Source organism: Cognataquiflexum nitidum (assembly GCF_022538055.1).
Taxonomy (GTDB): Bacteria; Bacteroidota; Bacteroidia; order Cytophagales; family Cyclobacteriaceae; genus Cognataquiflexum; species Cognataquiflexum nitidum.
Window position 1 is genome coordinate 1 of sequence record NZ_JAKZAM010000045.1, and the last position, 25,666, is coordinate 25,666.

The following is a 25,666-nucleotide window of genomic DNA, read 5'->3' on the forward strand; positions in this document are numbered from 1 at the left end:
CGTTGCTGATCTTTTTCATAATGCAACTTTACGAAGTAATCACCGGCCAGGAAATATGGGGTTTATCGGATGGATACAATTATTAATTATCAGCAGTGACATCAGAATCGCAAAATATTGAGTTCAAAATAACTTGGAGAGATGAATACCTAAAATGGATTTGTGGTTTTGCAAATGCTTATGGTGGTACTATTTTTATTGGAAAAGACGACTCAGGAATTGTAGTTGACTTGAAGGATGCTAAAAAGCTATTGGAAGAAATACCTAACAAGGTCAGAGACACTTTGGGGATTTTGGTTGATGTTAATCTGCACCAAACCGACCAAGGGAAATTTATTGAAATTCTTGTTGAGCAATATCCTTATCCAGTCAATTACAAAGGGCAATATCATTACAGAAGCGGCAGCACCAAACAGGAATTAAAAGGTGCTGCACTTGACAAGTTTCTCCTTCAGAAAAAAGGGAAAAGATGGGATGGAGTTCCTGTTCCGAATGTTTCAACAAATGACTTTAAGCAAGAAACATTTGATTTTTTTCGCAAACGAGCTTTCAGAAGCCAAAGAATTGATGAAGAAAGTTTAGCTGACAGTAATGAACACCTTATTGAGAACCTTCAACTCAAGGAAGGTAAATTTATTAAGCGGGCATCTATTCTGCTTTTTCACCCTAATCCTGAAAAGTATATAACAGGAGCTTACGCAAAAATAGGTTTTTTCGAAAGTGATAGCGACTTGAGATTTCAGGACGAAATTCACGGAAATCTTTTTGAACAAATTGAAAAGACCACAGAGTTACTTTTCACCAAATATATCAAGGCTTTGATAAGCTATGAAGGGTTGAATCGTGTGGAAACGTACGAGTATCCAAAAGAAGCAATCAGGGAAGCCTTGTTAAACGCCATTGCACATAAAGATTATTCCGGTGGTGTTCCAATTCAAATCAGTGTTTATAAAGACAAGTTAATGATTTGGAACGAAGGACAACTTCCTGAAAATTGGACAGTTAAAAACCTATTGGAAAAACACGCCTCCCGACCATACAACCCCGACATTGCAAATGCTTTGTTTCGCAGTGGTTACATTGAATCTTGGGGACGAGGAACTATTAAAATCATCAACGAATGTAAAAAAGCAGGAATCCCCGAACCAGTTTTTACTTACGATTCAAGCGATATTTCCGTAGAGTTCAGAAAAGATATTTACAATGAAAAACATCTGCAATCACTTCCCTTGAATGAACGACAAGTTAAAGCAGTGTTATATGTGAAAGAGAAAGGTAAAATCACTAACAAAGAATATCAGGAAATAAACAATACAACAGATAGGACTGCATTAAGGGATTTAGAAACACTGATTCAATTGAACATCATTAAGCGAATAGGTGAAAAAAAAGGTGCTTATTATGAATTAGCTTCTTAGATGTCGGATATGTCGGATAAATGTCGGATAAGGCGAACTATATTTTGATTGGCTCATAATTGGCTCATAGGACAAAACAAAAGAGCGCTGTAAATGAATAGAAAAGAACACCGAAGCGATAACAGGCGTTTGGCAAAAAAAGCGGGTTCAGTGGTTAAATGAAGCTTTGTGCTTCGTATCAAGTTCAGTGCTGGCATACAGTTTAGTGCTTCGAAATCCGCCATTACTCCAGGGGCAAATGATCAACCATCTTCTAAAGACAGGGATAAGAATATGGTATAGGTTTTTAGGAGGAAGCGGGCTCAGGCATACTCTTTCAGGCTTACAAAATACATCTCCAAGGCCCCTTTGCCTTTGACAATTATCTCGCCTCTTTTCTCAAATACAAACTCAGGATCTGACCTTAAGAGCTCATAGGTTTGCTGTGATATGTTTACCTTCCCCACTTCCCCATTGCTTTCCATCCTGGAGGCCGTATTCACCGTATCCCCCCATAGGTCGTACTGAAACTTTTTAACCCCGACAATCCCGGCTACCACAGGCCCTGTATGAATGCCGAGCCGCATTGCGAAGGCGGGTTTACCCTCGGCATGGAGTTGTTTTTTTCGTTCGGTGATAAAACTCTGCATTTTCAGACCGGCAAGGACCATGTTTTTTACAGCTACTTCAGAAGGCATAGGGATGCCCCCTGCAGCCATGAAGGAATCACCAATAGTTTTTATTTTTTCCAGCTCAAATTCTTCGCAAATATGATCAAAGGCAATAAAGCAGTGATTGATCTCCAATACCAATTCCTGGGCAGATAACTTTTCGGCCGTCTGGGTAAATTCCTTAAAATCGGTGAATAAAATGCACACCTTTTCAAATTCGCGTGCTTCTGCACTTCCATTTGCCTTGAGTTCCTCGGCGATCTCAAAAGGCAAAATATTCAGTAAAAGAGCTTCAGACCTGTCTTTCTCTACTTCGATGAGTTGTTTGGCCTTTTGAATGAATTTATTTCTCCGATATAAACCAATCGCCATTATTCCAATCAGGAACATACCCGCCCCGGTGCTAAATGCAATGATCTTCTGTGTTTTTTTTTGCTGGTTTAACAGATCCACCTCTACCTGCTTCTGGGACACTTGGTAGCCGGTCTCAAGGTCGGCCATTTGCTGGATCGACTCAATATTCTTTACACTGTCTCTGTAAGCGATATGATCCTTGTAGTATTGGTATGATATATCAGTATTCCCAAGTTGCTCATGGAGTGTAGCGAGTTTGAGGTTGGTGTCACTGAGTTGGTCCTTAAGCCCATTGGAAAAAGCCAGTTCCAGACTGCGTTCTGCATAGCCCAAGGCCATAGGAAGATCGTTCCTGGAAAGGTAAATATCAGACATATAGGCAAGGTATTCCGAGATCCCGTAATAGTCTTGCTGCTCCTCCAGGATTGCTATTGCCTTATTGATATTGGATAAAGCCAATTTATCATCGCCCTGTTTGGCGTATACCATCCCCATGTTTCCCAGGTTATAGGCCACTCCGATATCGTATCCAATCTGCTCAAACAGCTTTGCCGATTCACTAAAATGAGGAATAGCTGCCGTCAGATTATCCCGATTGAGGTATTCATCTCCCAGATTAAACAAGGCTGAGGCCAGCGTCTGAGAATCCATGATCTCCCGGAAAATAAGAATGGCTTTGGAGTAATAATCGGTTGAATTCTGATGGGCGCCCGAGACCGAATAGATATCACCAAGGACCAAATAAGCGTTGCCAACCCTCTTTTTATCCCCCATTGCCTGAGCATACTCCAAACTTTTGAAAGTCGCTTTCAGGGCGCCCTCCAAATCGCCAAGCATACGCAAGGCAGAGCCTTCATTGAAATAGGCCTTTACCAACCACTTCGGATCATCCGTTTCGGCGGCTAACAGGCGCGAATAAAACAAAGAACTGTCAGGGGTGTTATGATTGAATGAGATCTTTGACAGCCAATAAAGGCGCAAAGTATCATGCACGTCCTCGGATCTATCCAACAGCCGAATTAGGCTATCAGCCTCCTTTTGGTTTTGGGCCATACCCTGCCCTTTTCCCAGAAGCAGGAATATGAAAAGTAGGATGATTCGCATTTGCTGTCTCACATATAGTTGCCTGTTATCTGGTGGGATCTACTCTAATCTTCGGATCAAAAGTATATTTTTTGGGTTGGTCGTTCCCTTTTTTAAGTGTAAATTCAATAGTATAGGCTTCGTTGTCACCACCATTATCAGGCCGAATAGCCGTCCAGATCACTTGAGCCGTTACATTGCCACTATTCCCATTGGTGGGAGTTATAGGCCCTAAGACATTGTTTCCTGATCCCTGCTCATAGATAATGTTGGTAATGGCAACCGTATAGCTGCTATTGTCGACTTTAGGTTGCCAAATAACCTGGCTCCCTGGATTTAAGATGGTTTCAAAAGAGTTTTGATTGGGATTTTCCTTTTCCCCTCCTTTGTTATCTTCCATCTTCAACCATAGATTGGCCTGTGCTTCACTAAGTGGTCCCCCGTTGGGGAGCTGCGTATACATGGATGCACAATCCAGGATATTCATCGTCACGGTCGTCGGGGCCACATCTTTAAGATCCTTAGCCGGACTTTGCATCCACAGGAAATTCGTTGTGGTTGGGGTGTCACCCTGACAGGCCGGGGTGCCATTAACACTCCCCCCATTCAAAATATTTAAGTGCTGACCGCTGCTCTTTACCTTGATCATTGACCAGCCATTACTATCGGGAGCCTCGATCTGCCATAAAAAATTATCGGGTGCATTATTCGGATTTGCCAACGGATTCTGACAAGCGATAGTAGCATTAGAACTCCCTGGACCCGGTATAGCGCCTGGAATATTTAAGTACTGACCGGTATCCTTTGACTGGAATAAGTGCCATCCCGCAACCGCAGAATTGATTATTTCCCATTTGAAATTATCCGTGGTTGGCAATTCACCCTGGCAAGCCATTGTGCCGCTGGGGGCGTTTAACCCATAGATGTTGAGCCACTGGCCGGAGCTTTTTACTTGAAATTTTATATAATTTGGCATATTAATGGTATAAAAAATTATTAAAAATGAAATAATCAAAAAAGATAGTCTATTTATCTGACAGCCGCAAGAAATCCGAATTAAGAATTAGTGAAGTTACCTTACCTCAAGGAAACAGGCCATTACCCTTGGATGAAACTAACTAAAAATGAACCAAAGAAGAGGGAAGAACACCCGAAATACCAATCAGGTGCGCTCAGGAGGGATTTACATCCCCTCCTGATAATATCGGGAGCTATCGGAAACAAATTCCAAAATTCAATTTTCTGACAAACTTGGGTAGAGAATGGATAAGAATAATTCTTATAAATGGGGAATTGAAGAGCCTGCTTCTGAAGCAAATTCTCTAAAAATGCAAAATGAGGAAAAATGACAATAAAGATCAGGCATTTGTTGATGATGCTCTCTGGTTTGAATGGGCAGGAATCCAATACTGATTCATTAAAAAAATGATGTATCCTATGCCATAGATTTTAAAATACTATACTTATTGAAAATAAAATATTTTGAAAAGATCAAAGAAAAAAACGGACTTATTAGCGTTGGAGCAGGTCTATGAATCGTATTTAGGGATATGTTGACTCCAACCTCGTAACCTCCGTATATGGTTTCCCACTATGGCGTGAAATGTTCTGTTCTTCAGTACAGACACAGCAGTCTGGCTTACTTGAGTGCATACCTCGCGATAAAACATGCCGATAGCTATCGGCACCACTTGCTTGGCTTCGGGAATACCCCGTGCTTAAGGGACTTGCACCCGTGGGAACGGTCATCTTTTTTACCCATATTCACCATTCATGGCAAGTTAGCCCGTTTTGCAAAAAACAGGGGGCATGTTCCAGTGGCAGTTTTGTGGTTAATCAAAAACATTATTCTAAACAGAAAGGAAAGTTCACGTAATCGCGGGCTATCCCCATTATATATACTTTAGGCTGCTTCAATGTAAGCTTCTTCCTTACTTAATATCTGAGCGACATTTGCAAGCATTACACCATAAATTACCTTAGAACATACATCCGCCACTGTATAAGTTATTTGGCGGGCTACCACTCCTGATTCGTTGAAAAGTCCTCCTTCAATGCCAAATAAATGAGGCATCAGGTATGCACCGGGATACAAAAGCCAAGAAATGATAAATAAAGTCCATATCCCACCTAACATTTTTTGAGCTTTGAGTGGAATTCCTTCTTTACCTTCACTGATTACCTTTCTCATTAAAAATAAAATATGGAAGAAAAAAACAGTGGATACAGCACCCCAAATAGCAAAAGCAGTAAAATCAGTCACCTCATAAAATTGACCGATATAGCCGGTGATTATCATAGCTGAACCTGAAAACCAAAATTGGTTTCGAATGCTACTGAAGTTTGATTTGGTAAGGCTGACTACAAAAAGTATCTGAAAAAGCAACATTGGCACATCAATTAGCCAGTTAAGATACCTGTAGCCGTTGTTAAACAAGTCTTTACCATTGCCCAAAAAGTACTTTCCTTGTTCTTTATCAAACACAAAACTGCCTGTCCAATTATTAGCTTGCACATATAAAAGTAAAAAGGCCGATACCATAACCACGACCGATAAAACAGCCGAAATCCTGTACTTAGGAGCAACTGATTTTATGGTAAGGATAAAGTAAAATAGTGCCGCCAGCATTACCGCATACCCTAAAGTAAGTACCTGTGCGACTATCTGATAGCCCATTTCAGAAAATCCTTGATTGATTCCGATGTAGTTTTCAAAATTTGCGTTGCCTAATTCGTTCATAATTATTGAATTTTCATGACCATCGCAGCAGTGTAAATCAATACAGTTACAATGATATAATGTGATGAAATATTAATCTTATAGTATTTAGATAAAAGTAGGACCTATTACTTTTAATTATCTTACACTTTTATTGCAGGTTATTATATAAATCTCACTTTCAGCAGGATACTATGCTTTCTCCTATGGCCAGTGTCCCACGGACCTCAAGGATTTTGTGAGACACAAACTAAAGCGTAAAAAAAACTTGGCACCAATAAAATTTTGACCATCACTAAATGGAAGAATAATGACAAATCAAATAGCGAAAAGGGGCGTCAAAATGGCTGTTACATGGATTGTAAGTCGCGCCAGCATGAATGAGGGGTTGAGATGGTTTTGAAGTGGTAAGAATGCACCAGTTCATATACATTTTCCCAAGGAGTGCCACCCTAATCGTAGAGGTCGGGATTGTGTTGAACCTCTGGAAATTGAAATACATTTTTTCCTTTTTGCTTGTCGCATTTCCCCCGTTGGAACGTTTATCTTTTTGACCTATATTCCCCATTCAAGGCACACACAGAACAATTGCAATAGGCGGGGTTTTGTGTTCCGCAGACAGTTTAGTGGTAACCGAAAGTTTTGAGCTCCGCTTCAAAATTAGTTGTAAAAATCCCGCCCATCTCAAATCTGCAAAACGTCAGGCTGTGAAAAAAACTAGAATTTTTTACAAAAACCCCTTTTCTGAAGCGTATAGAGGGTTTATATATTTGAAGCCTTGAACTTCGTTCAAGAATATCCCAAAAACTCTCTTCTCCGATTTTTGGAGATATTGGGCCAATAAGCCTCTGATTGGCTCTATTTGACCGGATTTAGGCCAAAAAGAAACCGTCTTGTAGTCCGGTTTCCATTTTCTGAGCTTTTCCATCAGGTCCTCGATGCCGAGGATATTGATGGTGCGCCTGAAGTTGTACACCGTCATGATCAGGGCAATCTAACAGGCATCAATTGGGGGTCAGAAAAAAACACTTGGCCAACCTACCCTCCAATAAAAAATTTAATATATTTGAAAGAAAAAGCACGGGGTGCTATTTAATAGCTGAGATTATACCCGAGACCTGATTTGGATAATGCCAACGTAGGGATGCAATTTGAAAATCTATTTCAAACTCCATCCCTTGGTATTTTAGAGGATGGAGTTTTTGTTTTATAAAACAATCGAAATGGAAGTAGAAAAATTTTCAACCGGTTTAATACCGGCAAGTCAACAAAACTGGCAGGGAAGACCTGAATGGTTTTTTAACCGTGAACATACCGACACTTATGAACAATGGTATGAAGGACCGTACAAACGAGCTGAAATCTGGCAAAAGAAAGTAATGGAGCAACTTGTTTCTACTGATAAGCGGGTCAAAACATTGCTGGAGTTTGGTTGTGGCACTGCACGATTTACAAGGTGGTGGAAAGAAATAGGCATTGAAGCCACAGGTGGCGACATCTCTCCACTCATGCTTTCCCAAGCAAAGCATCTTTTTGAAGGAGATTTGGTAATGGCTGATTCACATCACATGCCTTTTAAGGACCACAGTTTTGATTCACTCGCCTTCATTACCACTTTTGAATACTACAAAGACCCCGTGAAAGTGATCCGCGAAGCAGCAAGAGTAGGCAAATACGGCATAGCAATGGGAATGATGAACCGTAATTCCCCCAAAGTATTGAGACGAAGGGTTCAGCAATTATTCGGGAAAAATCCATTTTACGTAACAGCAACTTTTTACTCCCCACAAATGCTGACAAAAATTATACATAAAGCACTAGAGGGAAGGGAATACACCATCCACTGGACTTGCACAGGGCTGCCAAAATGGTTTCCTGTTCAGCAATGGGGCTTGCCATATGGTGATTTTTTTGGTTTGTATATACAGCTAAAAGATGTGGATTAATGAGCACAAAACTTGGCAAAATTGAACACCATTTATTTGAACAATTCATCTATAAAAAATGTGGGCATCAACGCGATGAGGTCATCGCAGGGGCACAGTTTGGGGTAGATGTTTCTCTTGTTGGATTGCATGGAGGGATGTCAATGGCATTAACAAGCGACCCATTATCACTGATACCGTCCCTTGGTCTGCAAGAATCGGCCTGGTTGTCTGTCCATCTCATGGCAAATGATATGGCAACGACAGGATATGCCCCAATGTATGGCCAATTTGTATTAAATCTTCCTTCTACATTTTCAAAAAACGACTTCAAAGTATATTGGGAATACATTCATAAGTTTTGTTCCGAAATAAAAATTGCCATCACAGGCGGACATACGGGTTTTATTGAGGGTCAAAACTCAACCATCGCTGGAGGCGGAACGCTTGTTACGATAGCACCTACAAACAAAATATTGCTGTCCAAGTCGGCAAAATCGGGAAACGTAATATTGGTAACCAAATCTTGTGCTATATCCTCTGCGGCAATTCTTGCGATGAGTTTTCCTAAAACCGTAAAGAACAAAGCAGGAACAGAAATTTACCAACAAGCCTGTACTTCATTTTACCATACCTCTTCATTGCAAGATGCTTTGACTGCAGTCGGTAAAAACAATGAACATTCAGCAATTACAGCTATGCACGATGTAACAGAAGGCGGGGTCTTGGGCGCTATTTATGAATTGACTGTTGCTTCAGGCAATGGAGCAATTATTTATAACGACAAATTACCCGTTGCCGAAGTACAAGCAGAAGTCTGTAACATATTTGACCTAGATCCAAGATACTGTATAGGTGCAGGTTCTATGGTAATCACCTGTGAAAAAGAGGCCGCTGAGGAGGTGATTTCTCGATTGGCCAAAAGTAATATTCCTTGTGTAGCTGTGGGAGAATTATGCGAAAAGAAAAATGGAATAACACTTATTGAAAATGAAGAAAAAAATGTCTTGAAATATTTTGAGGAAGACCCCTATTGGGCTGCTTTTTTTGGAGCTTTAAATAAAGGTTGGAAATGAAAAACCGGATACGAGATGGGATTTATCTCATTATTGACCCCTCTATGGACAGGGGGATTTTAATGGGTAAGCTAAAAGAAGTTATCAAGGAAGAAATTTCAGCTATACAAATTTGGGACAACTTCAAACCAAATGAAAATCCAATAGAGTTCGTAAACGATATCCTGCCATTATGCCATGCCAAAAAAATCCCTGTGCTTATCAATAACCAATGGGAATTATTGAAGCAGACAGCTGTAGACGGTATCCATTTGGATAAAATACAGGATAATATGCAGCAATTGAAAAAAGAAGTGAACCGGGAGATCATTACAGGCCTCACTTGCAGCAACGACTTGTCTTCAGTACAATGGGCAGAAAAAAATGAATTTGATTACATTTCATTTTGCTCTTTGTTTCCCTCATCAACAGCAAATAGTTGTGAATTGGTAACATTTGATACCGTGAAAGAAGCAAAGAAAATCACCTCCATGTCTATCTTTTTGGCAGGCGGTATAAAACCCGAGAATATAGAATTACTTAATGAACTGAATTATTCAGGTATTGCTGTAATATCAGGCATAATGAGTAACGAAAAGCCTGTTGAGGCACTAAAAAAATACCAACAAAAAATAAAAAAAGAATTGAAATGAGAATAGAAACCATAAAAAAACTTTGCTGTTCATTTGACAAAGGAGATTTGAAATTAACCATAGTATCCAAGGACACTAAAGACAATATTTTGGAAGGCATTTTATTCTGCGATGAGTGTAAAAGAGTATATCCCATTGTATCAGGTATTCCGATAATGAGTCCAGACGAGTACCGCGAATTTAAATTAGAGCGTCCTTTATTAGAGCGCTGGACAAATGACAAGGTATCCGACAATTTTCGGCTTAGCGAAAGTAAAGAGCAAATTAATGAATAAAGGTAGCCTGCCCTTGGTCCTTTTGCCACTGATAACCCACACGACAGAAAGAAGCTCAAGCGCCAGTCAAGCAGACGGCCTTGAGCTGCATCACTGTGCAGGCCAGATTGTTCAACCCCAGGGTATATAGGAGCATTCTCCAAATTTAGGGAGTGGTTTTTTGGATGATCTATTAGACCCTCGTAAAGGAGATGATTGGGTAGGTTTTTAGGCTAGTAAGGAAGCATTTATTGATATACCGTAATTATCAGGCATGACAATGTGGTAGTAGTGGTTTGGATCAAGGTGAAACCCCTGAAATTGAAATACATTTTTTCATTTTTGCTGATCACATTTCCCCGGTTGAACCGCTCATCTTTTTGACCTATTTTTACCATTAAAGGCAAACACAGAACAATTGCAATAGGCGGGGTTTCGTGATTCTACGTGGTAAAGTGCCAATAAGCTTTATGCATCTAAAGAAATTTTGCGCTGAAAAACTTCGCCTTCGAAAAACTGTAGACTGTTGGCTTTTGCCAAAAAAGGGCATACAACCTTCTAAAGAGGGAAAAAGCATCAAATAATTATTAAATGAAAAAGATACAAACATTAAAAATATCCGTTTTGGTTTTTATTTTCTCGCTGTCTGTCCTGTCGCTGGCCTACAGTCAGTCAGGAGATAAAATTGAGGTTGAAAAGTTCGGTGCAATTGCTGATGGAAAGACCCTTAATACCCTGGCCTTGCAAAAAGCCATAGACGAAGTTTCTAGAAAAGGGGGTGGGACCTTGGTTTTTTCGAAGGGGAAATACCTTACGGGGTTTTTACAGATCAAAAGCAATGTAACCCTATTTTTGGACGAAGAAGCGGTGCTTTTGGGTAGCACCAATCCTGAAGACTATCAAAAATTGGAGATTGAAGACGCACCAATTTCTCCCAAAACCGACGACAATTCAAAACTTGCTTTGTTGCTGGCCCACCGCGCCAGTAATATTGCTATAACCGGAAAAGGTACCATTGACGGGCAAGGGCGCGAGTTGGCATTTGTAATAGATAGCCTACATCATACCGGTGAGCGAATCGACCCCAACTACAGCACTCAGAACAATCGCCCCAGCGAAACTGCACGCCCCAAAATCATCAATTTCTCGGAATGCGAAAATGTGACCGTACAGGGTGTTACCATTAAAAATTCAGCTTGCTGGGTACAGACATATGAACTCTGCAATAACCTTGTAATTGATCAGGTTACTGTAGAAAGCCGTGCCTACTGGAACAATGACGGAATGGATATCACCGATTGCCGAAACGTCAGGATTACCAATTGCGATATCAATTCGGCTGATGATGGCATTTGCCTGAAGTCGTATTATCCCGGCTATTTCAACGATAGCATATATATAGCGAATTGCTACATCCGGTCCAGCGCCAGTGCCATTAAGTTTGGCACCGCATCGGTTGGTGGGTTTAAAAATGTGGTTATAGACAATATTACCATAAAAGACACTTATCGGTCGGCCATCGCCATCGAATCGGTTGACGGGGGTTTTATTGAAAATGTGCAGGTTTCAAATATTATGGCAGTGAATACCGGAAACGCCATTTTTGTCCGACTAGGCCACCGTGCGGGAGAAACTCCCGGAACAGTGAAAAATATATCATTTAAAAATATCAAGGCTCAGGTACCCTTTGGACGCCCCGATGAAGCCTACGATATGCGCGGCCCTGAACTGCCTTTCTTTCACAATCAGTTTCCTTCGCCAATTACCGGAATTCCAGGGCATTATATTGAAAATATTTCGCTCGAGAATATTGAAATAATCTATCCGGGCCGTGCATCGAAAGGTATGGCTTACATTCCTCTTTGGCAGCTGGAGCGTGTTCCCGAAAAAATAAAAGATTATCCCGAGTACTCGATGTTTGGCGAGCTGCCTTCATGGGGGTTTTATATCCGCCATGTGAAAGGAATTACGATGAAAAACATCAAACTCAAATTAGATAACGGTGATTTCAGGCCAGCATTTGTGCTGGAAGATGTGCAACAAGTAGATATGGAAAATTTGGATTTACCTGATGATAAAAACGAACAAATTATTTTGAAAAATACTCGTAGTACCAGTTTCGACAGTAAATCCGAGCGATTTATAAAAACTATTAAATAGATGCTAATGGATGCCTAACCTAGTAAAGGATTCAAAAAAAAGGAGACTAATTGTCCCCTTTTTTTGTTGATTCCTGAATGGATTTTTGGAGCTCTTTCAACACCTCCTGATGTTCATTTTGCCAGAGTTCCATTTTTCTTTGAAACTCTTCCAACTTCACTTGATTTTCCTGCTGCCAGATTTCCACCTTCTTTTGGAATTCATCCATTTTGGGCTGGTTTTCTTTCTCCCAAGCTTTCATTTTTAGCTCGTACTCTTTCATCTGAGGAGCGTTTGCTCTTTCCCATTCCTCCATTTTTTTTTCGAATTCCTCTATCTTAGGTCGATTGGCTTTCTCCCATTCTTTCATTTTGGCTTCGAATTCTTCTACTTTGGGAGCCAATTCCTTCTGCCAAGCTTCATTCTTTTTCTGCCATTCAGCTAGTTTATCTTTATTTGCCTCATTCCATTTTACCAAAGCCGCTGCCCTCTTTTTATCTTCTTCAGCAAACTTTGCATCCATATCTGCCTTCTTCTTTTCGATTTCGGCTTTGGACATGTTGGTCGTGTCAAAGTTGTATTTGAAGTGGTAGCTAAAATTATGAACACGGGAAGAGTCAGCAGGGAAATAAATATCCGCCGGCACTTCCAAAAACATGGCCGAATCCGGGAAAGCAATGAAGGGAGCAATATCAAAATCCATGACAGGCATGTCGGCCATATTCAGATTAGGAACTTCGTCCATAACAAAATTCATGGGAGGAAACGGTGCCATATTTAATTCCATCTGAAACATCGGCATGGCTTCAAAGGCAAAGGGTGCCACAGGAAAATCCTTGGACATCATGTTGAATTCAGGCATTCCCTGAAATACAGGGTTGAAATCTTTGAATAACAAACCCAAATCTTTGAGCCCTTCCATCTCTTTTTTGAACTTCTCCTTTTGCTCGGGAGTCATTTTGTTCCAATCCATTTCCATGATGACAGGGCCTTTTGGCGGAATGGTGTCTTGGGAAGGATAGGCGTATGTGCCGATCCAATTACCTTCAATGGTATTGGTATTCAATTCGGTAGCCATCAAATCCTCAAAGGACTCCTTGGACGGTTTGTCGCTTGCGCCGACCATCAGGGTGGCGCCAAGCAAAAGTGTGATCATCATGGTCATGCTGGTTATAGTAGTTGGTTGTGAAGAGGAGGTTTTGACTCCCATTATTCTTTTGATGCGGTCAAGGGTCGGGTTGTTGGGTTTGGCGGCAGTCATGGCGATTTCCGGCGTCGGGTTTTTGGCATGGTTCAGTACATTGGCGAGGCCAAATGCAAGGTCTTTGGGAGAAATCCCCATGCTGATCGCAAGGTCATCACAGGCATTTTCACGCTGTTCTTTGGCGGTCATATTGATCCACCAGAATATGGGATGGAAAAAGAACACCACTTCCAAAATAGATTGTACCAAATTGACCAGGTAATCGTGTCGCTTGATGTGGGCGAGTTCGTGGGCGATGATTGCCTCGAGCTGCAAAGGTGAAAGCTGAAAGAAAAGACCTGCAGGAATGAGAACCACCGGCTTCCAAACTCCGTACGTCATCGGCACCTCCACGTGGATACTTTTCAGAAGTTGTACAGGTTTGGACATTTTGAGCGATGTAAGCTGCTTATCCAATACTTGCTGCCAAACAGATTCTGCCCGGTCATGTTGCTTTTGACGGAGATTGCGGATGTCGGCCAAGGAGGTCGCCAACCTTACCAAAAACAGCATCGCTCCCAAAAACCAAACCTGTACCAATGTTGGGATCCAATTTTCTATCCGTCTCGATACGATCATCCAATCAGATGGCGCATTTATCAGGTGGTTGGAGTTGGGTTGGGTCAAATGCTCGATTTGGGAAGTATGGGGAATAGCTCCGGCTGGGACTGGAAGGGAAGGTGGAATGGAATAAATGAAAGTTCCCAAAGCCAAAACTGTAATCAGAGCAAGTGCTGAAATGCTCAGCCTGTATTTGAAAGCGGGGGATTTTTTACCAAAAACCTGAAGCGCCAGCCACAGTATCAAACCTACGCCTGCAATCTGCCAAAGGGCATGGACGATCATCCAGCCGAGGCCAAGTAAATAAGGTTCAGCAATAAAAGTGGATAAAGTTTCCATTATTGTTCATTTTCCAATTGGTCCAAGAAAGCGCGGATTTCATCTAATTCCTCTTTGGAAGGATTGCCCTGTCCGAGAGCCTGCATGACCAGGTTTTTGGCAGAGCCGCCAAATGCTGTGGCCATAAAGTTGGTCACGAGGTTTTTTTGGGTGACGGTCTCGTCTACCGCTGGAAAGTAAATGTGGGTACGGTTCTGCTCATCCCTGCGGAGGAGTCCTTTGGCATGCATGATTTGCATGGTCTTGAGGGTAGTGGTGTAGCCGGTATCTTTGGTTTCCGCGAGTTTCTCGTGGATTTCCCTCACAGTCGCCTGCTCCATAGGCCAGAGCAGAGACAAAATTTCAAGTTCGGATTCAGTCGGTTTAGCTTGCATAGCGGTTAATACGATTGCTTTCGTACAAAGTTATACGAAGAGAATCGTAATACAAGTTTTTTATACGATTTATTTCGTACAATATCCAAAAACCTTCTAAATCTTTATATTGCATCTAAAATTTTAAGCGTAATGATGAAATTTTATCCCATATTATTTATGGTCCTGCTGCTTTCTGCATGTATAGATCCTTACAATGCGGATGTAGAGGCACCTGAGCGGGGTCTTTCCGTAGAAGCAGTAATCACCACACTCCCGGGACCACATGAAGTCAAACTCACCAGAAATGCTCCTTATGGTTTGTCATTTGTGGGTTTTAACAGGCCTGAAATATTGGCTAAAGTTGCCCTGAGGGATGATCTTGGAAGGACTTTTGTATTCACCGAATCCCAAGATTCTAACAGACCGGGAGTTTATATTTCTGATCAGGATTTCAGTGCTGAAGTGGGCAGGACGTACAACCTTGAGTTGGAACTTTTTTCGGGAAAAAGATATATTTCGAGGCCAGAAACTGTAGCGGAAGTTCCGAATATTGATTCCCTCACCTATAAGGCAGTGAGAACAGCTACGACCAATAAGTACATCGGGGAAGTTGGCGTTCAGGTCACCGCCCATTTTCAAGACCCAAAGGGCATTGAAAATTTTTACCATTGGAGGCCTATAACTTCCACATTTGTTTTGATTACAGAGCCGGATGCAGAAGGGGGGAGAAATCCTCCTGTGAGTTGCTGCGCCAGGTGCTTTCATACCGACTTTCCCCAGCCTGCCAATGTGATTACATATGACGATAAAGATGTGGATGGACTATACCAAAGAAAAATTGTAGCCTATATCCTGGATGATGGTGTACGATTCAAAGAAACCTACAGGTTGGACTTTTTGCATCTTGGGATAAGCCAAAGGGCGCATTCATTTCTAAGGTTGGTCAATCAGCAGCTGAACCTAACAGGCAGTGTATTTGATCCACCTCCTGCCAATATCCGGGGCAATATGATCAGCCTAGATGATCCTAATGAGCAAGTTTTGGGTTATTTTTTGGTAGCAGACGCAGAATTTATGCGGGTATATATCCATAAGGACAGATTGGAATTTGTAAAAACGCCATTCACAAAAATATTCTTGGATTGCAGGGAATTCTTACGTGCCGCGGATGGATTAAGAAGGAATCCCATCATTCCGCCCTTGCTTCCACTCGATCCACCTGATGATTGGAATCCCTGATTTTTTTTTTTTCAAAAACTTTAGTTTAATTTGAATTCATGATACCTTAATTATCATTTTGAAACATATATCTCTCTATATCCTATTCCTCTGTTGCCTCGGCTTCTTTTCCTGTGAAGAAAAAGCGGATGGAGGTTTTACCATATTGACAGAGGAGATTGTCAATGTCAATGGAACAAGGGCTATTATTTTAGGGAGGATTTTGGCTTTCCAAAATGTAGCCGTCCAAGAGCATGGCTTTCAGTTTTCATTGACAGCTGATTTTTCAGATCCGATAGAAATCAAAATGGGAGAAAGATCCCGTCCGGGCAACTTTGTAGGAGAGACTGAGTCCCTTTCTTTGGGTAAAGAATATTTTGTGCGGGGATTTGCCCAGACGGAATCCGATCTGGTTTTTGGAAACACGCTTACGTTTGTGACGCTAGAACCAGCCGTAGAGCGGATTTTTCCCTTGACTCAGTTTGAAGGCGAAATAATTACTGTATTTGGAAGAGGTTTTGAAAGTAGTTCTGAGGTGTTTTTTGGAGAAACAAAAGCCGAGGTAATTGATGTTGTCTTTGGTTCTCAGATCAGGGTAAGGGTTCCAAAAAGGCAGGAATCCATCTCCATTCCTCTGAAAGTGGTGACCGGAAGTCAGGTGGCTTTTGCTGAAAATCACTTTAGGTATCCTACCGGAACCTATGAATTGCTTGATATCAGGTTGGAAGGAATCAGATTGAGAGACAATATCTACTTTCAGAAAGGCAATACCTTTTTTGTTGGTTTGGGAGTGGATTTTAGTGGTAATATTTTTTCGGAAATATATTCCTATACCCAAGGAGAAAACGAATGGAAACCAACCAACTATCCCGGTCTGCCCAAAAGAAAAGCAGTTTCAACCCGTACCGGTTATTTTGGAGGGGGATTCCAAAATATTGGAATTTCAGCTACTTATTCAGACGATTTTTGGAAATATGATAATGGGGAATACCGACAGATCACATCGCCTGCTTTTAGGTTTGCAGATGCTATAGGGGCTGAAATCTCAGGAAATTTTCTGGCTATCGGAGGATTATTAGAGGTAGGATCATTGGTCAGAGAATATAATCCGATATCTGAAAGTTGGAATAACCTTCCAAACCTCCCTTTTGATGTTACCGGCGATCTGGTGAATTTCATCTACCAAGACAAATTGTACATCATTGACAAAGACAAGATATTATGGGAGTATAATCCTTATACAGCATCTGCATCAGCCAAAACTGTATACCCCTCCCCATTTATCAAAACTGTTTCGGATTTTGGCGGAGTGGCTATAGTGATGGGGGACAAAGCCTATATAGGCATGTACAACAGCGCAAGAGAATTTTGGGAACTGGATCTAAGGACTTTTGTATGGTCTGCAAAAAATCCATTTCCGGGTGAAATCAGGGCAGTAAATTCCGGGATTTTTGAGCGTGATGGACAGCTTTATTTTTTGCGCTCACAGCAACCTGCAGACTTCACTGAGTTTTGGAGATTTGATCCGGATGGCTTTTAATAAAACCGTTATGATTTCAACATCTAAAATACCGCTTTCGCTCTTCTTTTTATTCTTGGTCTGCTTGGGTATTTCTTGCATTGAGGAGTATTCATTTGAATCCCAAGATCCGGGGCGCATGCCTACTGTCGAAGGACGATTCACTACCCAACTCAAAAAACACCAAGTCAGACTATCGAGGGCAAGTCAATATGGACCGGATTTTAATGGGCTAAATAGACCCGAATCGCTGGCGACCGTATTGATTAGAGATGATTTGGGAAAAACAATTTTGCTGGAAGAAATCAGCCCTGGAGTGTATGAAACTGCAGATTTTGTCAGTGCTGAAATTGGAAGAAGTTATAATCTCGAAATCATCACCTTCACGGGAAGACGGTACATTTCCCTGCCGGAGACCATAGTGCCTGTGCCAAAGATAGACTCCCTTTCCTACAGGTCTGTCAGATCTGCGACCACCAACCGCTTGCTATCTGACGTTGGCGTACAAGTTATTGCGCATTTCAGAGATCCCGGTGATGTAAAAAACTATTACTATTGGGCAGGCAATGAATCTACTTATGTTTTGGTCACCCAGCCAGAGGACTTTACAAACCCTCCAACCCATCCAACTTGTCCCCGTTGCCCTAATCCCAAGCCCTGTTGTAAGACATGCTACAGAAAAGAGCAACCTGTAGTCAACATCTATGCATCAGATGACAATGAATTCAACGGCTTAGCCCAAAGCAGGATTATTGCCTACATTCCTGATGATGGATTGAGGTTTTTGGATACCTACAGGTATGAGGGTTCAAACTTGTCTATTAATGAAAGGGGCCATCGGTTTTTGAAATTGATAGACCAACAAATCAGCCTCACAGGAAGTGTCTTTGACCCTCCTCCTGCTAATATTAGAGGAAATGTTTTTAGCCTTGACGATGCGAATGAAACTGTGCTTGGCTATTTTTTTGCCTCCGATGAGCAAGCTATTCAAGCCTACATCAAAAGAGAAAATTTGGAATTTGTATTATCTCCCTCCACCAAAGTTCCTGATGATTGCCGAGTATTGTTAAATTCCAGCCTTATACCTCCTGCAGACTGGAATCCTTGAGAACAGAATTGAACATCAGCAAAACAATTTTTGGATTTAAATGAATATGAGTATCCGCAATGCTGCACGGTGGGCAACAGGAGCTTGTATCGAATGAGGATACTCGTCCACAGCCTGGGCAGTCCACTGTCCACAGGGTGTTTAATGGCTCCTCCAAAAAAATTATTGTTTGGCTACATGCAAGAAAGCGGATATACATATAAATGAATCTGATTATCCACATTCTTGCCTCTATTTCTTTTAGACAAAACGGCCTCGACTTCGCTCGGCCACCGGATCTGGTGCTATTTGTCAGGAGGTGGAGGGAAATGCGGCTGCGCCGCATTTCCCTCCACCTCCTCTAGAAATAAAACTTACGGACACCGAGCCAGTGAAGGTGAATTGAAACAAAATTTTGCTAGTGGCTGAATTGCGGATATACATATAAATGAAAATGGTAAAACAATAAATATTACAGTCATCCCTTCTTTACACAAAAACCTTTGATTACTTTTTGTATTTTGCATGCATGTGCCTATTAGCTTTCAACTGGATCAACCACCCCGAATATAAATTTATCCTGGTAGCCAACAGGGATGAATTTTTTGAGAGGCCGACCGCTTCAATCCATCTTTGGGAAGAGGGATTCTATGCCGGCAAAGACCTCAAAGCGGGAGGGACTTGGTTAGGATTACATCCAAACGGCCGTTTTGCTACTTTGACCAACTATCGTGATCTCAAAAATGTCAAACAAAACGCCAAATCGAGGGGTGATCTTGTCAAGAACTTTTTGGAAGGAAACTCAAGTCCTTTGGAATACCTTTTGGCGATTGAAAAAGAAAAAGACCAATACGAAGGGTTCAACCTCTTGGTTGGGGAAGGCGATGATCTTTTTTATCTGTCCAATAAAAAAGAAGGAATCTATAGGCTGGAATATGGTCTTTATGGCCTGAGCAATGCACTTTTGGAAACACCCTGGGCAAAACTTGTAAAAGCCAAAGAAATGCTCCGCTCCAAAATCGACAGGAATGAAATAGATACAGACGGGTTGCGGGAGATTTTGCTGTCAAGGGAAATAGAACAGGACAGGTTTTTACCTGTCACAGGTGCGACTATTGAACAGGAGCGGTTGCTTTCTTCGCAGTTTATCAACGTGGGCAATTATTACGGGACGATCAATACCACGGTCTTGCTTTGGAAGCATTCAGGGGAGGTGGAGATCAAGGAAGTTCGCTATTTTCAGGCCGAAAACCGCAGCGAAGAAACCCGAGTTCAGTTCCAAATGGATGAGGTCCGCGAACAGAAAATCGGGTAATGTTGTTGACATATCAGTAGAGGTTTATGCAGCTTTCTTGGAAATCAGCTCAAAAACTCCAACTCTCCTCTGAACAGTTTAAACCTTTTTGAAATGGAAATATTGGATGTGTTTATCGTCGGTGGCGGGCCGATAGGATTGGCCTGTGGGATAGAATGTGAAAAAGCCGGGCTGAATTATATCATCGTCGAAAAAGGTGTTTTGACCAACTCCCTTTTCAATTATCCGCTCAATATGACATTTTTTTCGACTTCCGAAAAACTCGAAATGGGCGGTATTCCTTTTATGTCCATCGCCCACAAACCTACAAGGACCGAAGCCTTAGAGTATTACCGCAGGGTAGCCAAAACCTGGAAACTGAAAATCAACCTGTACGAGGAAGTCAAAACCGTGTCCAAAACAGAGGGTGTTTTTGAAATCACTACCTCCAAAGCCATTTACCATACCAAAAATATCATCCTGTCTACAGGTTTTTACGATTTGCCAAACCTGATGAATGTCCCCGGTGAGAACTTACCAAAAGTTACCCACTATTACAAAGAACCTTGGCCCTATATCGGCCAAAAAATTGTCGTAGTCGGCGGAGCAAATTCTGCCGTAGATGTCGCCCTCGAAACATGGAGAAAAGGCGCTGAGGTCACCATGGTGCTGAAGGACGAAGGCATAGATTCCAATGTCAAATATTGGGTCAAGCCGGATATCGAAAACCGCATCAAAGAAGGTTCTATCAAAGCATTTACCCACTCAACAGTCAAGGAGATTCGAGAAAAAGAAGTTGTGCTCAATACTCCTGAGGGAGAAGTGACGGTTGAAAACGACTTTGTCTTGGCGATGACTGGTTACAGACCAAACTTTGCGCTCTTGGACCAATTGGGTGTGGAGCTCAGTCTCGACGAAAAGCGCCAACCTTGCTATGACCAAACCAATCAGGAATCAAATGTGAAGGGCGTCTACCTTGCCGGCGTGGTCTGTGGCGGATTAAATACCCGTGAGTTTTTTATCGAAAACTCCATTGTCCATGCCGAGCATATCGTGAAGGATATTGTGGGGAAAGGGTGAAAGAAGAGGGAGGAAGGTGGAAGGCTGAAAATAGTGGGTGACGTTAGATCTTAAATATCCATGTTGGAGGAGAAGAACAAATGGCATTCTGTGGACGTTATCCTCAAGCCTTACTTTTAAAAGTAAGTGTAAGAAAATCAACCACTGCTGATTGGAAGTCGGTATATTTATTTAATTTTAAAAGACTATGAAAAAATTAGAGAAGGAATATGTTACCACTAGATTGGTCGAAAAACGATCAAAAAAGGCTTTTAAAGAGGGTGCAAAAAAAGCAATGAAATCAAATGGATATGTCATCATAGCACAAGATGGTTGGGTAGTAAAGAAGTATGCAGATGGGAAAATTGAAAAACTGGAACAAATCAGTCAGGAAACAGCTGGTCTTCAAGTGATTTTTGATTGATGAAAAAAAGAATGAGGGTATTTGCAGGGCCAAATGGTTCAGGCAAAAGTTCAATCATTAAATACACTTTAAATGTCGAAGTTCAGGAAGGTAAAAAACTGGATTTCGGAATTTACATCAATGCAGATGACATTACCTCTGACCCGGAGACAGGTAAAGGTTTTGTCTTTAGTCAATACGAAATAGATTTCTTTGAATTAGAATTTTTTGATATAGTCAAAGATTCAGGATTAATTTCGGATCAATTTCCTGAATTACGGTTTCGTGAATGTATATCCATCAAAAAGAATAAATTGCTCATCAACAAAAATAGAATTGATGAAAGTAATGACAATGCTGTAGAAAGGGTTGCTCAAATCTTAGCAGATTTCTTGAGAAAAAACTTTTATCATTAGGTAAGAAATTTTCATTTGAAACAGTCTTTTCCCATAAGGGAAAAGTTGATATAATCAAAAAAGCAAAAGAAGAAGGCTATAAGGTTTATCTTTATTTTGTATCAACAGAACATCCCGACATCAATGTTTATAGAGTAAAAAAGGTAAGGGTTCCCCATAATGGACATGACGTGCCTGAAAGTAAAATAATTTCCAGGTATTACAGGTCGATGGATTTATTATATGAAGCTGCACAACATTGCTATCAATGCTATTTTTTTGACAATTCTGCAGAAGGAGAAAAACAAACACTTTTTGCACATTTTAAGGTTAATGCCAAGGGTGAAAAGGAATGGGATAATCTTGATGAAAGAAACATACCAAACTGGTTCAAAAAATATTATTCAGCCAAGATTCAATAATCCCGGTTTATTCCTAATGACCTGGCTGAAAATTTTTCAATTTTTCAATTTTCCAATCCGCCACGGCGGACAAGTTCTTCCAATCTAAACATCCTGAAATCTTTTTAACCTGCCAAATTAAAACCTTTTCCTTCTATCTTTGCGGCATGAATTACTTATCAGTAGAAAATCTCAGCAAGTCATTTGGCGAGCGCAAACTTTTTCAGAACATTTCCTTCGGCATAGACCAAGGCCAAAAGATCGCCCTAGTCGGCATCAACGGGGCAGGAAAGTCCACTTTGATGAAAATTATTATGGGGCAGGAAGTTGCCGACACCGGCAATGTCGCCATCAACCAACAGGTGAAAGTAGCTTACGTACACCAGAATCCGGTTTTTTCAGGTAACCTGAGTGTCTTTCAAACCATTTTTGATGGAAGTACCAACGAGACACTTCAGGTGATCGAGCAGTATCATAAAGCCATGTTGGACGCCGAGCACGGCAAAGACAACGGCGATGAGATGCAGAAGATTTTTGAAAAAATGGATACCCTGCAGGCTTGGGATTTTGAATACCAAATCAATGAAATCCTCGGCAAATTAGGTCTCCACGACACAGAAATGGCGGTCAGCAACCTGAGTGGCGGTCAGCGGAAGCGCGTGGCATTGGCAAAAGCTATCTTGGAAAAACCAGACCTTTTGCTCTTGGATGAACCCACCAACCACCTCGATTTGGAGACGATTGAGTGGCTGGAAGACTACCTTTCCAAAGCCAACCTTGCGCTGTTTATGGTGACGCACGACAGGTATTTTCTCGAGAAAGTTACCAATCAGATCCTTGAACTTGACAATGGCAGCATCCACAGGTACATGGGGAATTATGGTTATTTTCTCGAAAAGAAAGAAGAGAGAAGAGAAATAGAAGCTACCGAACAGGAAAAGGCGAAGAGTCTATACAAGAAGGAGTTAGATTGGATCAGAAGGCAGCCTAAGGCCCGAAGCACCAAAGCCAAATACAGGGTAGATGCCTTTGAGGAAACGAAGGAAAAAGCCTTTATGAAGAAGGAGGAACGTGAGATCGAACTCAAAGTCACCTCTCAAAGGCTTGGCAACAAAATCATCGAAATAGAAAAGCTGAACAAATCTTTTGAGGACAAAAAAATCCTCAAAGACTTCAGCTATACCTTCAAGAAAGGAGATAAAATCGGCATTGTCGGACCAAACGGAGCAGGAAAGACTACTTTCCTGAATATGATCACAGGCATGCTTCCTCCTGACAGTGGAAAAATCAGTATCGGTCAAACAACAGCCATCGGTTATTACAGGCAGGAGGAAGACAGTTTTGACGAAGAAAAAAGACTGCTTGATATTGTGAAGGAAGTTGCAGAAGTAGTGACTGTGGCCGGTGGAGCGACAATCTCTGTTTCGCAATTTTTGACCAAATTCGGTTTCCCTCCCAAACAACAGCATACTCCTATCGCCAAATTGAGCGGTGGGGAGCGCAGGAGGTTGCAGTTGCTGATGATATTGATCAAAAGTCCCAACTTCCTGATTCTCGATGAACCGACCAACGATTTGGACATTGTGACCCTGAATACTTTGGAGGAATTTTTGGATAATTTCCCAGGCTGTCTGATCATCGTATCACACGACAGGTATTTTATGGACAGGTTGGTGGAGCACTTGTTTGTATTCGAAGGAGAAGGGATTATCAAAGATTTTCCTGGCAACTATTCAGAATTCAGAGAGTGGGAAAAAGAAGAGAAATCAGGTAAAAAGGAAGAGAAAACAATTTCAGCTCCAAAAGTTGAAAAGACCAATTCCGATGCTGGCAAACCCAAAGCAAGCTTCAAGGAGAAAAAGGAATTTGAAGAAATCAATGCCAAAATCCAATCCCTCACCAATGAGAAAGATGGCTTGGTTTTGAAAATCAATACCGGTTCAGAAGACCATCAGCTGATGATCGATTGGGCAAAACAAATCCAAAAAATCGAAAAAGACCTGGAAGACCTGGAAATGAGATGGCTTGAACTGAGCGAATTGGAAGGGATCGATTGATCCCTTTTTTTATGGCCGATACCAAAAATCCAAAGGATCAGGAATCTGAAACTGAAAACCTGTAGTCAGGATTTTGTCCGCGGAGATTTCTTTCCACATTGACTCGCCGTCATCGGCATAGCTCATCGGTGGTGCAAAACCCAATTCCCGGGCATTCTTTTCATAAACATCCTTTCTCATTGGATGCAGAGGAGCCACCCCATTGAAAGTCTCATTCCAAATGCTGTTTTCAATGATCCACGAAGACAGTCTGACCGCATCGACCTGATGGATATAATTGACGGGGCTGTCTCCTGTCACGTATGTCTTTCCTGAAAAATACCTTCCCGGAATCCTGTCCACTCCCAACAACCCTCCAAACCTGATGATAGACAGGTCATAGCTTTTTTCAGATTGGAGAATTTGTTCGGCCCGCAAAATCCCCGGACTACCTGAATTTTCCAAAGTCAAAGGCAAAGATTCGTCTACTTTCCGATTCCAATCCGGGTAAACAGAAGTGGAGCTGACAAAAATGATTTTCTTGACTTTGGACTTTACGGCCAATTCCTTTACAAATTTGATCTGCTCTGCATAAAAACCTTCGGGCACAGTCCGAGACCTAGGAGGAATATTGACAAAGAGGACATCCGTCTCAAAAAGCGGCAAGAATCCCATTCCTTCAGGATCAGGATTAAATTTTAACAAAGCCGTTTCAATTCCTTTAGATTGCAATCCAGCTAATTTTTCAGGGCTTGTCGTGCTGCCTTTGACATAATATCCTTTCTCCAAAAGATGCAATGCCAAGGGCTCTCCTAACCAACCCAATCCGATGATAGTTATTGAAGTCATAAAAAACTATGGTAAATTTTCAAATATTTGGTAATTTGAGTGGCTGACAAAGATAAAGGTAATCCAAAATGATATTCAGGGGGAAGCTTCTTTTTTATGCTTTGAGGTTCCTGCCCAAAAGGTGGGGATTCGTAATCGCGGCTATTTTCATGTTTTCTTCCTGCAGTTTTACCGAAACCAAAAACCCTATGCTTGGCAATTGGTATGGTTTTGAGATGGATTCTACCTATTACGAACTTTATGTCAATGACTCCCTTATCGTACTTCACCACCACCAAATTGGCCCGATTGGATATGATTATCATGTAGAAGGCAATCTGCTCGTGGTGAGCAACGAAGCAGGGATGGAAAGAATATGGCAGGTTTCAGAAGGCAATTACGATACATTCACGCTTACTGACAGCCTTGAATCTATCCGTTATAAAAGATTGGATCTCCCCAAGGATTTTTTTCTAAGCATCAAGGATTCTTTATCTTACAGTGAATTCAAAAAAGAGTTTCTGAATAGGTATTCCAAGAAAAACAAATCCAAATAAAAAACCCTCATTCAAGCTGAAGGAGGGTTTTCAAATTATTTTTTATGACTCCCCCGAATTTGACACGTTGCCAAATTTTATTTGACAGCTAGTGTCAATTGATTTTCTGTATCAGAGGAA

At 41.4% G+C, this 25,666-nt stretch carries 23 protein-coding genes and 1 riboswitch; of the genes, 16 read left to right on the forward strand and 7 right to left on the reverse strand.

Annotation, left to right across the window (positions count from 1 at the left end; all coding sequences use genetic code 11):
- Positions 1–95 precede the first annotated feature (95 nt).
- Entirely contained in the window at positions 96–1,418 is a 1,323-nt protein-coding gene (locus MMU07_RS21800) for an ATP-binding protein (protein WP_241128426.1), read from the forward strand.
- 302 nt (positions 1,419–1,720) lie between these two features.
- On the opposite strand, the gene MMU07_RS20235 is transcribed toward MMU07_RS21800, so the two are convergent.
- From MMU07_RS20235 to MMU07_RS20250, 4 genes are all read right to left on the reverse strand, one after another.
- Complete coding sequence (locus MMU07_RS20235) at positions 1,721–3,526, reverse strand: adenylate/guanylate cyclase domain-containing protein (RefSeq protein WP_241128427.1); 1,806 nt, start codon at positions 3,524–3,526, stop codon at positions 1,721–1,723.
- Between the two features lie 25 nt (positions 3,527–3,551).
- Positions 3,552–4,520, reverse strand: a complete 969-nt coding sequence (locus MMU07_RS20240; RefSeq protein WP_241128428.1) for an RICIN domain-containing protein — start codon at positions 4,518–4,520, stop codon at positions 3,552–3,554.
- An 888-nt stretch (positions 4,521–5,408) separates the two neighbouring features.
- Positions 5,409–6,245: a bacteriorhodopsin gene (locus MMU07_RS20245; RefSeq protein WP_241128429.1), complete on the reverse strand. Its 837-nt coding sequence runs from the start codon at positions 6,243–6,245 to the stop codon at positions 5,409–5,411.
- Between the two features lie 706 nt (positions 6,246–6,951).
- Positions 6,952–7,206, reverse strand: a complete 255-nt coding sequence (locus tag MMU07_RS20250) for a hypothetical protein (RefSeq protein ID WP_241128430.1) — start codon at positions 7,204–7,206, stop codon at positions 6,952–6,954.
- A gap of 89 nt (positions 7,207–7,295) precedes the next feature.
- Positions 7,296–7,386: riboswitch (TPP riboswitch) on the forward strand.
- 61 nt (positions 7,387–7,447) lie between these two features.
- On the opposite strand from MMU07_RS20250, the gene MMU07_RS20255 reads away from it, so the two are divergent.
- The 5 genes from MMU07_RS20255 (at position 7,448) to MMU07_RS20275 (ending at position 12,271) form a co-directional block, all read left to right on the forward strand.
- The gene (locus tag MMU07_RS20255; RefSeq protein ID WP_241128431.1) at positions 7,448–8,170 is read left to right on the forward strand and encodes a class I SAM-dependent methyltransferase; all 723 of its coding nucleotides are present in this window, start codon (positions 7,448–7,450) and stop codon (positions 8,168–8,170) included.
- Positions 8,170–9,225: an AIR synthase family protein gene (locus MMU07_RS20260; RefSeq protein ID WP_241128432.1), complete on the forward strand. Its 1,056-nt coding sequence runs from the start codon at positions 8,170–8,172 to the stop codon at positions 9,223–9,225. Before MMU07_RS20255 ends, MMU07_RS20260 begins: the two co-directional genes overlap by 1 nt.
- Positions 9,222–9,857 carry a thiamine phosphate synthase gene (locus MMU07_RS20265; protein ID WP_241128433.1) on the forward strand — a complete coding sequence of 212 codons (636 nt, stop codon included), beginning with the start codon at positions 9,222–9,224 and terminating at the stop codon, positions 9,855–9,857. The genes MMU07_RS20260 and MMU07_RS20265 overlap by 4 nt, the downstream gene beginning before the upstream one ends.
- Positions 9,854–10,132 carry a Trm112 family protein gene (locus tag MMU07_RS20270; protein ID WP_241128434.1) on the forward strand — a complete coding sequence of 93 codons (279 nt, stop codon included), beginning with the start codon at positions 9,854–9,856 and terminating at the stop codon, positions 10,130–10,132. Before MMU07_RS20265 ends, MMU07_RS20270 begins: the two co-directional genes overlap by 4 nt.
- A 570-nt stretch (positions 10,133–10,702) precedes the next feature.
- On the forward strand, positions 10,703–12,271 hold the full coding sequence (locus MMU07_RS20275; protein WP_241128435.1) for a glycoside hydrolase family 28 protein: 1,569 nt from the start codon (positions 10,703–10,705) through the stop codon (positions 12,269–12,271).
- A gap of 46 nt (positions 12,272–12,317) precedes the next feature.
- Here the strand turns inward: MMU07_RS20275 and MMU07_RS20280 are convergent, their stop codons facing one another.
- Together MMU07_RS20280 and MMU07_RS20285 are read right to left on the reverse strand one after the other, a co-directional pair.
- The gene (locus MMU07_RS20280) at positions 12,318–14,393 is read right to left on the reverse strand and encodes a M56 family metallopeptidase (RefSeq protein ID WP_241128436.1); all 2,076 of its coding nucleotides are present in this window, start codon (positions 14,391–14,393) and stop codon (positions 12,318–12,320) included.
- The gene (locus MMU07_RS20285; RefSeq protein ID WP_113924007.1) at positions 14,393–14,767 is read right to left on the reverse strand and encodes a BlaI/MecI/CopY family transcriptional regulator; all 375 of its coding nucleotides are present in this window, start codon (positions 14,765–14,767) and stop codon (positions 14,393–14,395) included. The genes MMU07_RS20280 and MMU07_RS20285 overlap by 1 nt, the downstream gene beginning before the upstream one ends.
- Before the next feature lie 132 nt (positions 14,768–14,899).
- On the opposite strand from MMU07_RS20285, the gene MMU07_RS20290 reads away from it, so the two are divergent.
- The 9 genes from MMU07_RS20290 to MMU07_RS20330 all read left to right on the forward strand — a co-directional run bounded on the left by MMU07_RS20290 (position 14,900) and on the right by MMU07_RS20330 (position 24,182).
- Positions 14,900–15,988: a DUF4249 domain-containing protein gene (locus tag MMU07_RS20290; RefSeq protein WP_241128437.1), complete on the forward strand. Its 1,089-nt coding sequence runs from the start codon at positions 14,900–14,902 to the stop codon at positions 15,986–15,988.
- A gap of 58 nt (positions 15,989–16,046) precedes the next feature.
- Positions 16,047–17,507: an IPT/TIG domain-containing protein gene (locus MMU07_RS20295; RefSeq protein ID WP_241128438.1), complete on the forward strand. Its 1,461-nt coding sequence runs from the start codon at positions 16,047–16,049 to the stop codon at positions 17,505–17,507.
- 10 nt (positions 17,508–17,517) lie between these two features.
- The gene (locus tag MMU07_RS20300) at positions 17,518–18,594 is read left to right on the forward strand and encodes a DUF4249 domain-containing protein (RefSeq protein ID WP_241128439.1); all 1,077 of its coding nucleotides are present in this window, start codon (positions 17,518–17,520) and stop codon (positions 18,592–18,594) included.
- A 508-nt stretch (positions 18,595–19,102) separates the two neighbouring features.
- Positions 19,103–19,888, forward strand: coding sequence for an NRDE family protein (locus MMU07_RS20305; RefSeq protein ID WP_241128440.1), 786 nt, complete (start codon positions 19,103–19,105; stop codon positions 19,886–19,888).
- 93 nt (positions 19,889–19,981) lie between these two features.
- Entirely contained in the window at positions 19,982–20,947 is a 966-nt protein-coding gene (locus tag MMU07_RS20310; RefSeq protein WP_241128441.1) for a YpdA family putative bacillithiol disulfide reductase, read from the forward strand.
- 187 nt (positions 20,948–21,134) lie between these two features.
- A complete protein-coding gene (locus tag MMU07_RS20315; RefSeq protein ID WP_241128442.1) occupies positions 21,135–21,350 on the forward strand; it encodes a hypothetical protein in 216 nt (71 codons plus the stop codon).
- Complete coding sequence (locus MMU07_RS20320) at positions 21,350–21,745, forward strand: hypothetical protein (RefSeq protein WP_241128443.1); 396 nt, start codon at positions 21,350–21,352, stop codon at positions 21,743–21,745. Before MMU07_RS20315 ends, MMU07_RS20320 begins: the two co-directional genes overlap by 1 nt.
- Positions 21,746–21,915: 170 nt before the next feature.
- Complete coding sequence (locus MMU07_RS20325; protein ID WP_241128444.1) at positions 21,916–22,146, forward strand: hypothetical protein; 231 nt, start codon at positions 21,916–21,918, stop codon at positions 22,144–22,146.
- Between the two features lie 146 nt (positions 22,147–22,292).
- Positions 22,293–24,182 carry an ABC-F family ATP-binding cassette domain-containing protein gene (locus MMU07_RS20330; protein WP_241128445.1) on the forward strand — a complete coding sequence of 630 codons (1,890 nt, stop codon included), beginning with the start codon at positions 22,293–22,295 and terminating at the stop codon, positions 24,180–24,182.
- A 9-nt stretch (positions 24,183–24,191) separates the two neighbouring features.
- Here the strand turns inward: MMU07_RS20330 and MMU07_RS20335 are convergent, their stop codons facing one another.
- Complete coding sequence (locus MMU07_RS20335) at positions 24,192–25,010, reverse strand: NAD(P)-binding domain-containing protein (protein ID WP_241128446.1); 819 nt, start codon at positions 25,008–25,010, stop codon at positions 24,192–24,194.
- 68 nt (positions 25,011–25,078) lie between these two features.
- Between MMU07_RS20335 and MMU07_RS20340 the strand changes: the two genes are divergently transcribed.
- Positions 25,079–25,546: a hypothetical protein gene (locus MMU07_RS20340; RefSeq protein ID WP_241128447.1), complete on the forward strand. Its 468-nt coding sequence runs from the start codon at positions 25,079–25,081 to the stop codon at positions 25,544–25,546.
- Positions 25,547–25,666: the final 120 nt, after the last annotated feature.

Coding starts and splice junctions, on each gene's coding strand:
- MMU07_RS20270 (WP_241128434.1), top strand. CDS start 9,854: ATGAGAATAGAAACCATAAAAAAACTTTGCTGTTCATTTGACAAAGGA.
- MMU07_RS20315 (WP_241128442.1), top strand. CDS start 21,135: ATGAAAAAATTAGAGAAGGAATATGTTACCACTAGATTGGTCGAAAAA.
- MMU07_RS20330 (WP_241128445.1), top strand. CDS start 22,293: ATGAATTACTTATCAGTAGAAAATCTCAGCAAGTCATTTGGCGAGCGC.
- MMU07_RS20290 (WP_241128437.1), top strand. CDS start 14,900: ATGATGAAATTTTATCCCATATTATTTATGGTCCTGCTGCTTTCTGCA.
- MMU07_RS20320 (WP_241128443.1), top strand. CDS start 21,350: ATGAAAAAAAGAATGAGGGTATTTGCAGGGCCAAATGGTTCAGGCAAA.
- MMU07_RS20275 (WP_241128435.1), top strand. CDS start 10,703: ATGAAAAAGATACAAACATTAAAAATATCCGTTTTGGTTTTTATTTTC.
- MMU07_RS20335 (WP_241128446.1), bottom strand. CDS start 25,010: ATGACTTCAATAACTATCATCGGATTGGGTTGGTTAGGAGAGCCCTTG.
- MMU07_RS20255 (WP_241128431.1), top strand. CDS start 7,448: ATGGAAGTAGAAAAATTTTCAACCGGTTTAATACCGGCAAGTCAACAA.
- MMU07_RS20245 (WP_241128429.1), bottom strand. CDS start 6,245: ATGAACGAATTAGGCAACGCAAATTTTGAAAACTACATCGGAATCAAT.
- MMU07_RS20235 (WP_241128427.1), bottom strand. CDS start 3,526: ATGCGAATCATCCTACTTTTCATATTCCTGCTTCTGGGAAAAGGGCAG.
- MMU07_RS20310 (WP_241128441.1), top strand. CDS start 19,982: ATGGAAATATTGGATGTGTTTATCGTCGGTGGCGGGCCGATAGGATTG.
- MMU07_RS20265 (WP_241128433.1), top strand. CDS start 9,222: ATGAAAAACCGGATACGAGATGGGATTTATCTCATTATTGACCCCTCT.
- MMU07_RS20300 (WP_241128439.1), top strand. CDS start 17,518: ATGATTTCAACATCTAAAATACCGCTTTCGCTCTTCTTTTTATTCTTG.
- MMU07_RS20340 (WP_241128447.1), top strand. CDS start 25,079: ATGATATTCAGGGGGAAGCTTCTTTTTTATGCTTTGAGGTTCCTGCCC.
- MMU07_RS20285 (WP_113924007.1), bottom strand. CDS start 14,767: ATGCAAGCTAAACCGACTGAATCCGAACTTGAAATTTTGTCTCTGCTC.
- MMU07_RS20280 (WP_241128436.1), bottom strand. CDS start 14,393: ATGGAAACTTTATCCACTTTTATTGCTGAACCTTATTTACTTGGCCTC.
- MMU07_RS20305 (WP_241128440.1), top strand. CDS start 19,103: ATGTGCCTATTAGCTTTCAACTGGATCAACCACCCCGAATATAAATTT.
- MMU07_RS20250 (WP_241128430.1), bottom strand. CDS start 7,206: ATGACGGTGTACAACTTCAGGCGCACCATCAATATCCTCGGCATCGAG.
- MMU07_RS20260 (WP_241128432.1), top strand. CDS start 8,170: ATGAGCACAAAACTTGGCAAAATTGAACACCATTTATTTGAACAATTC.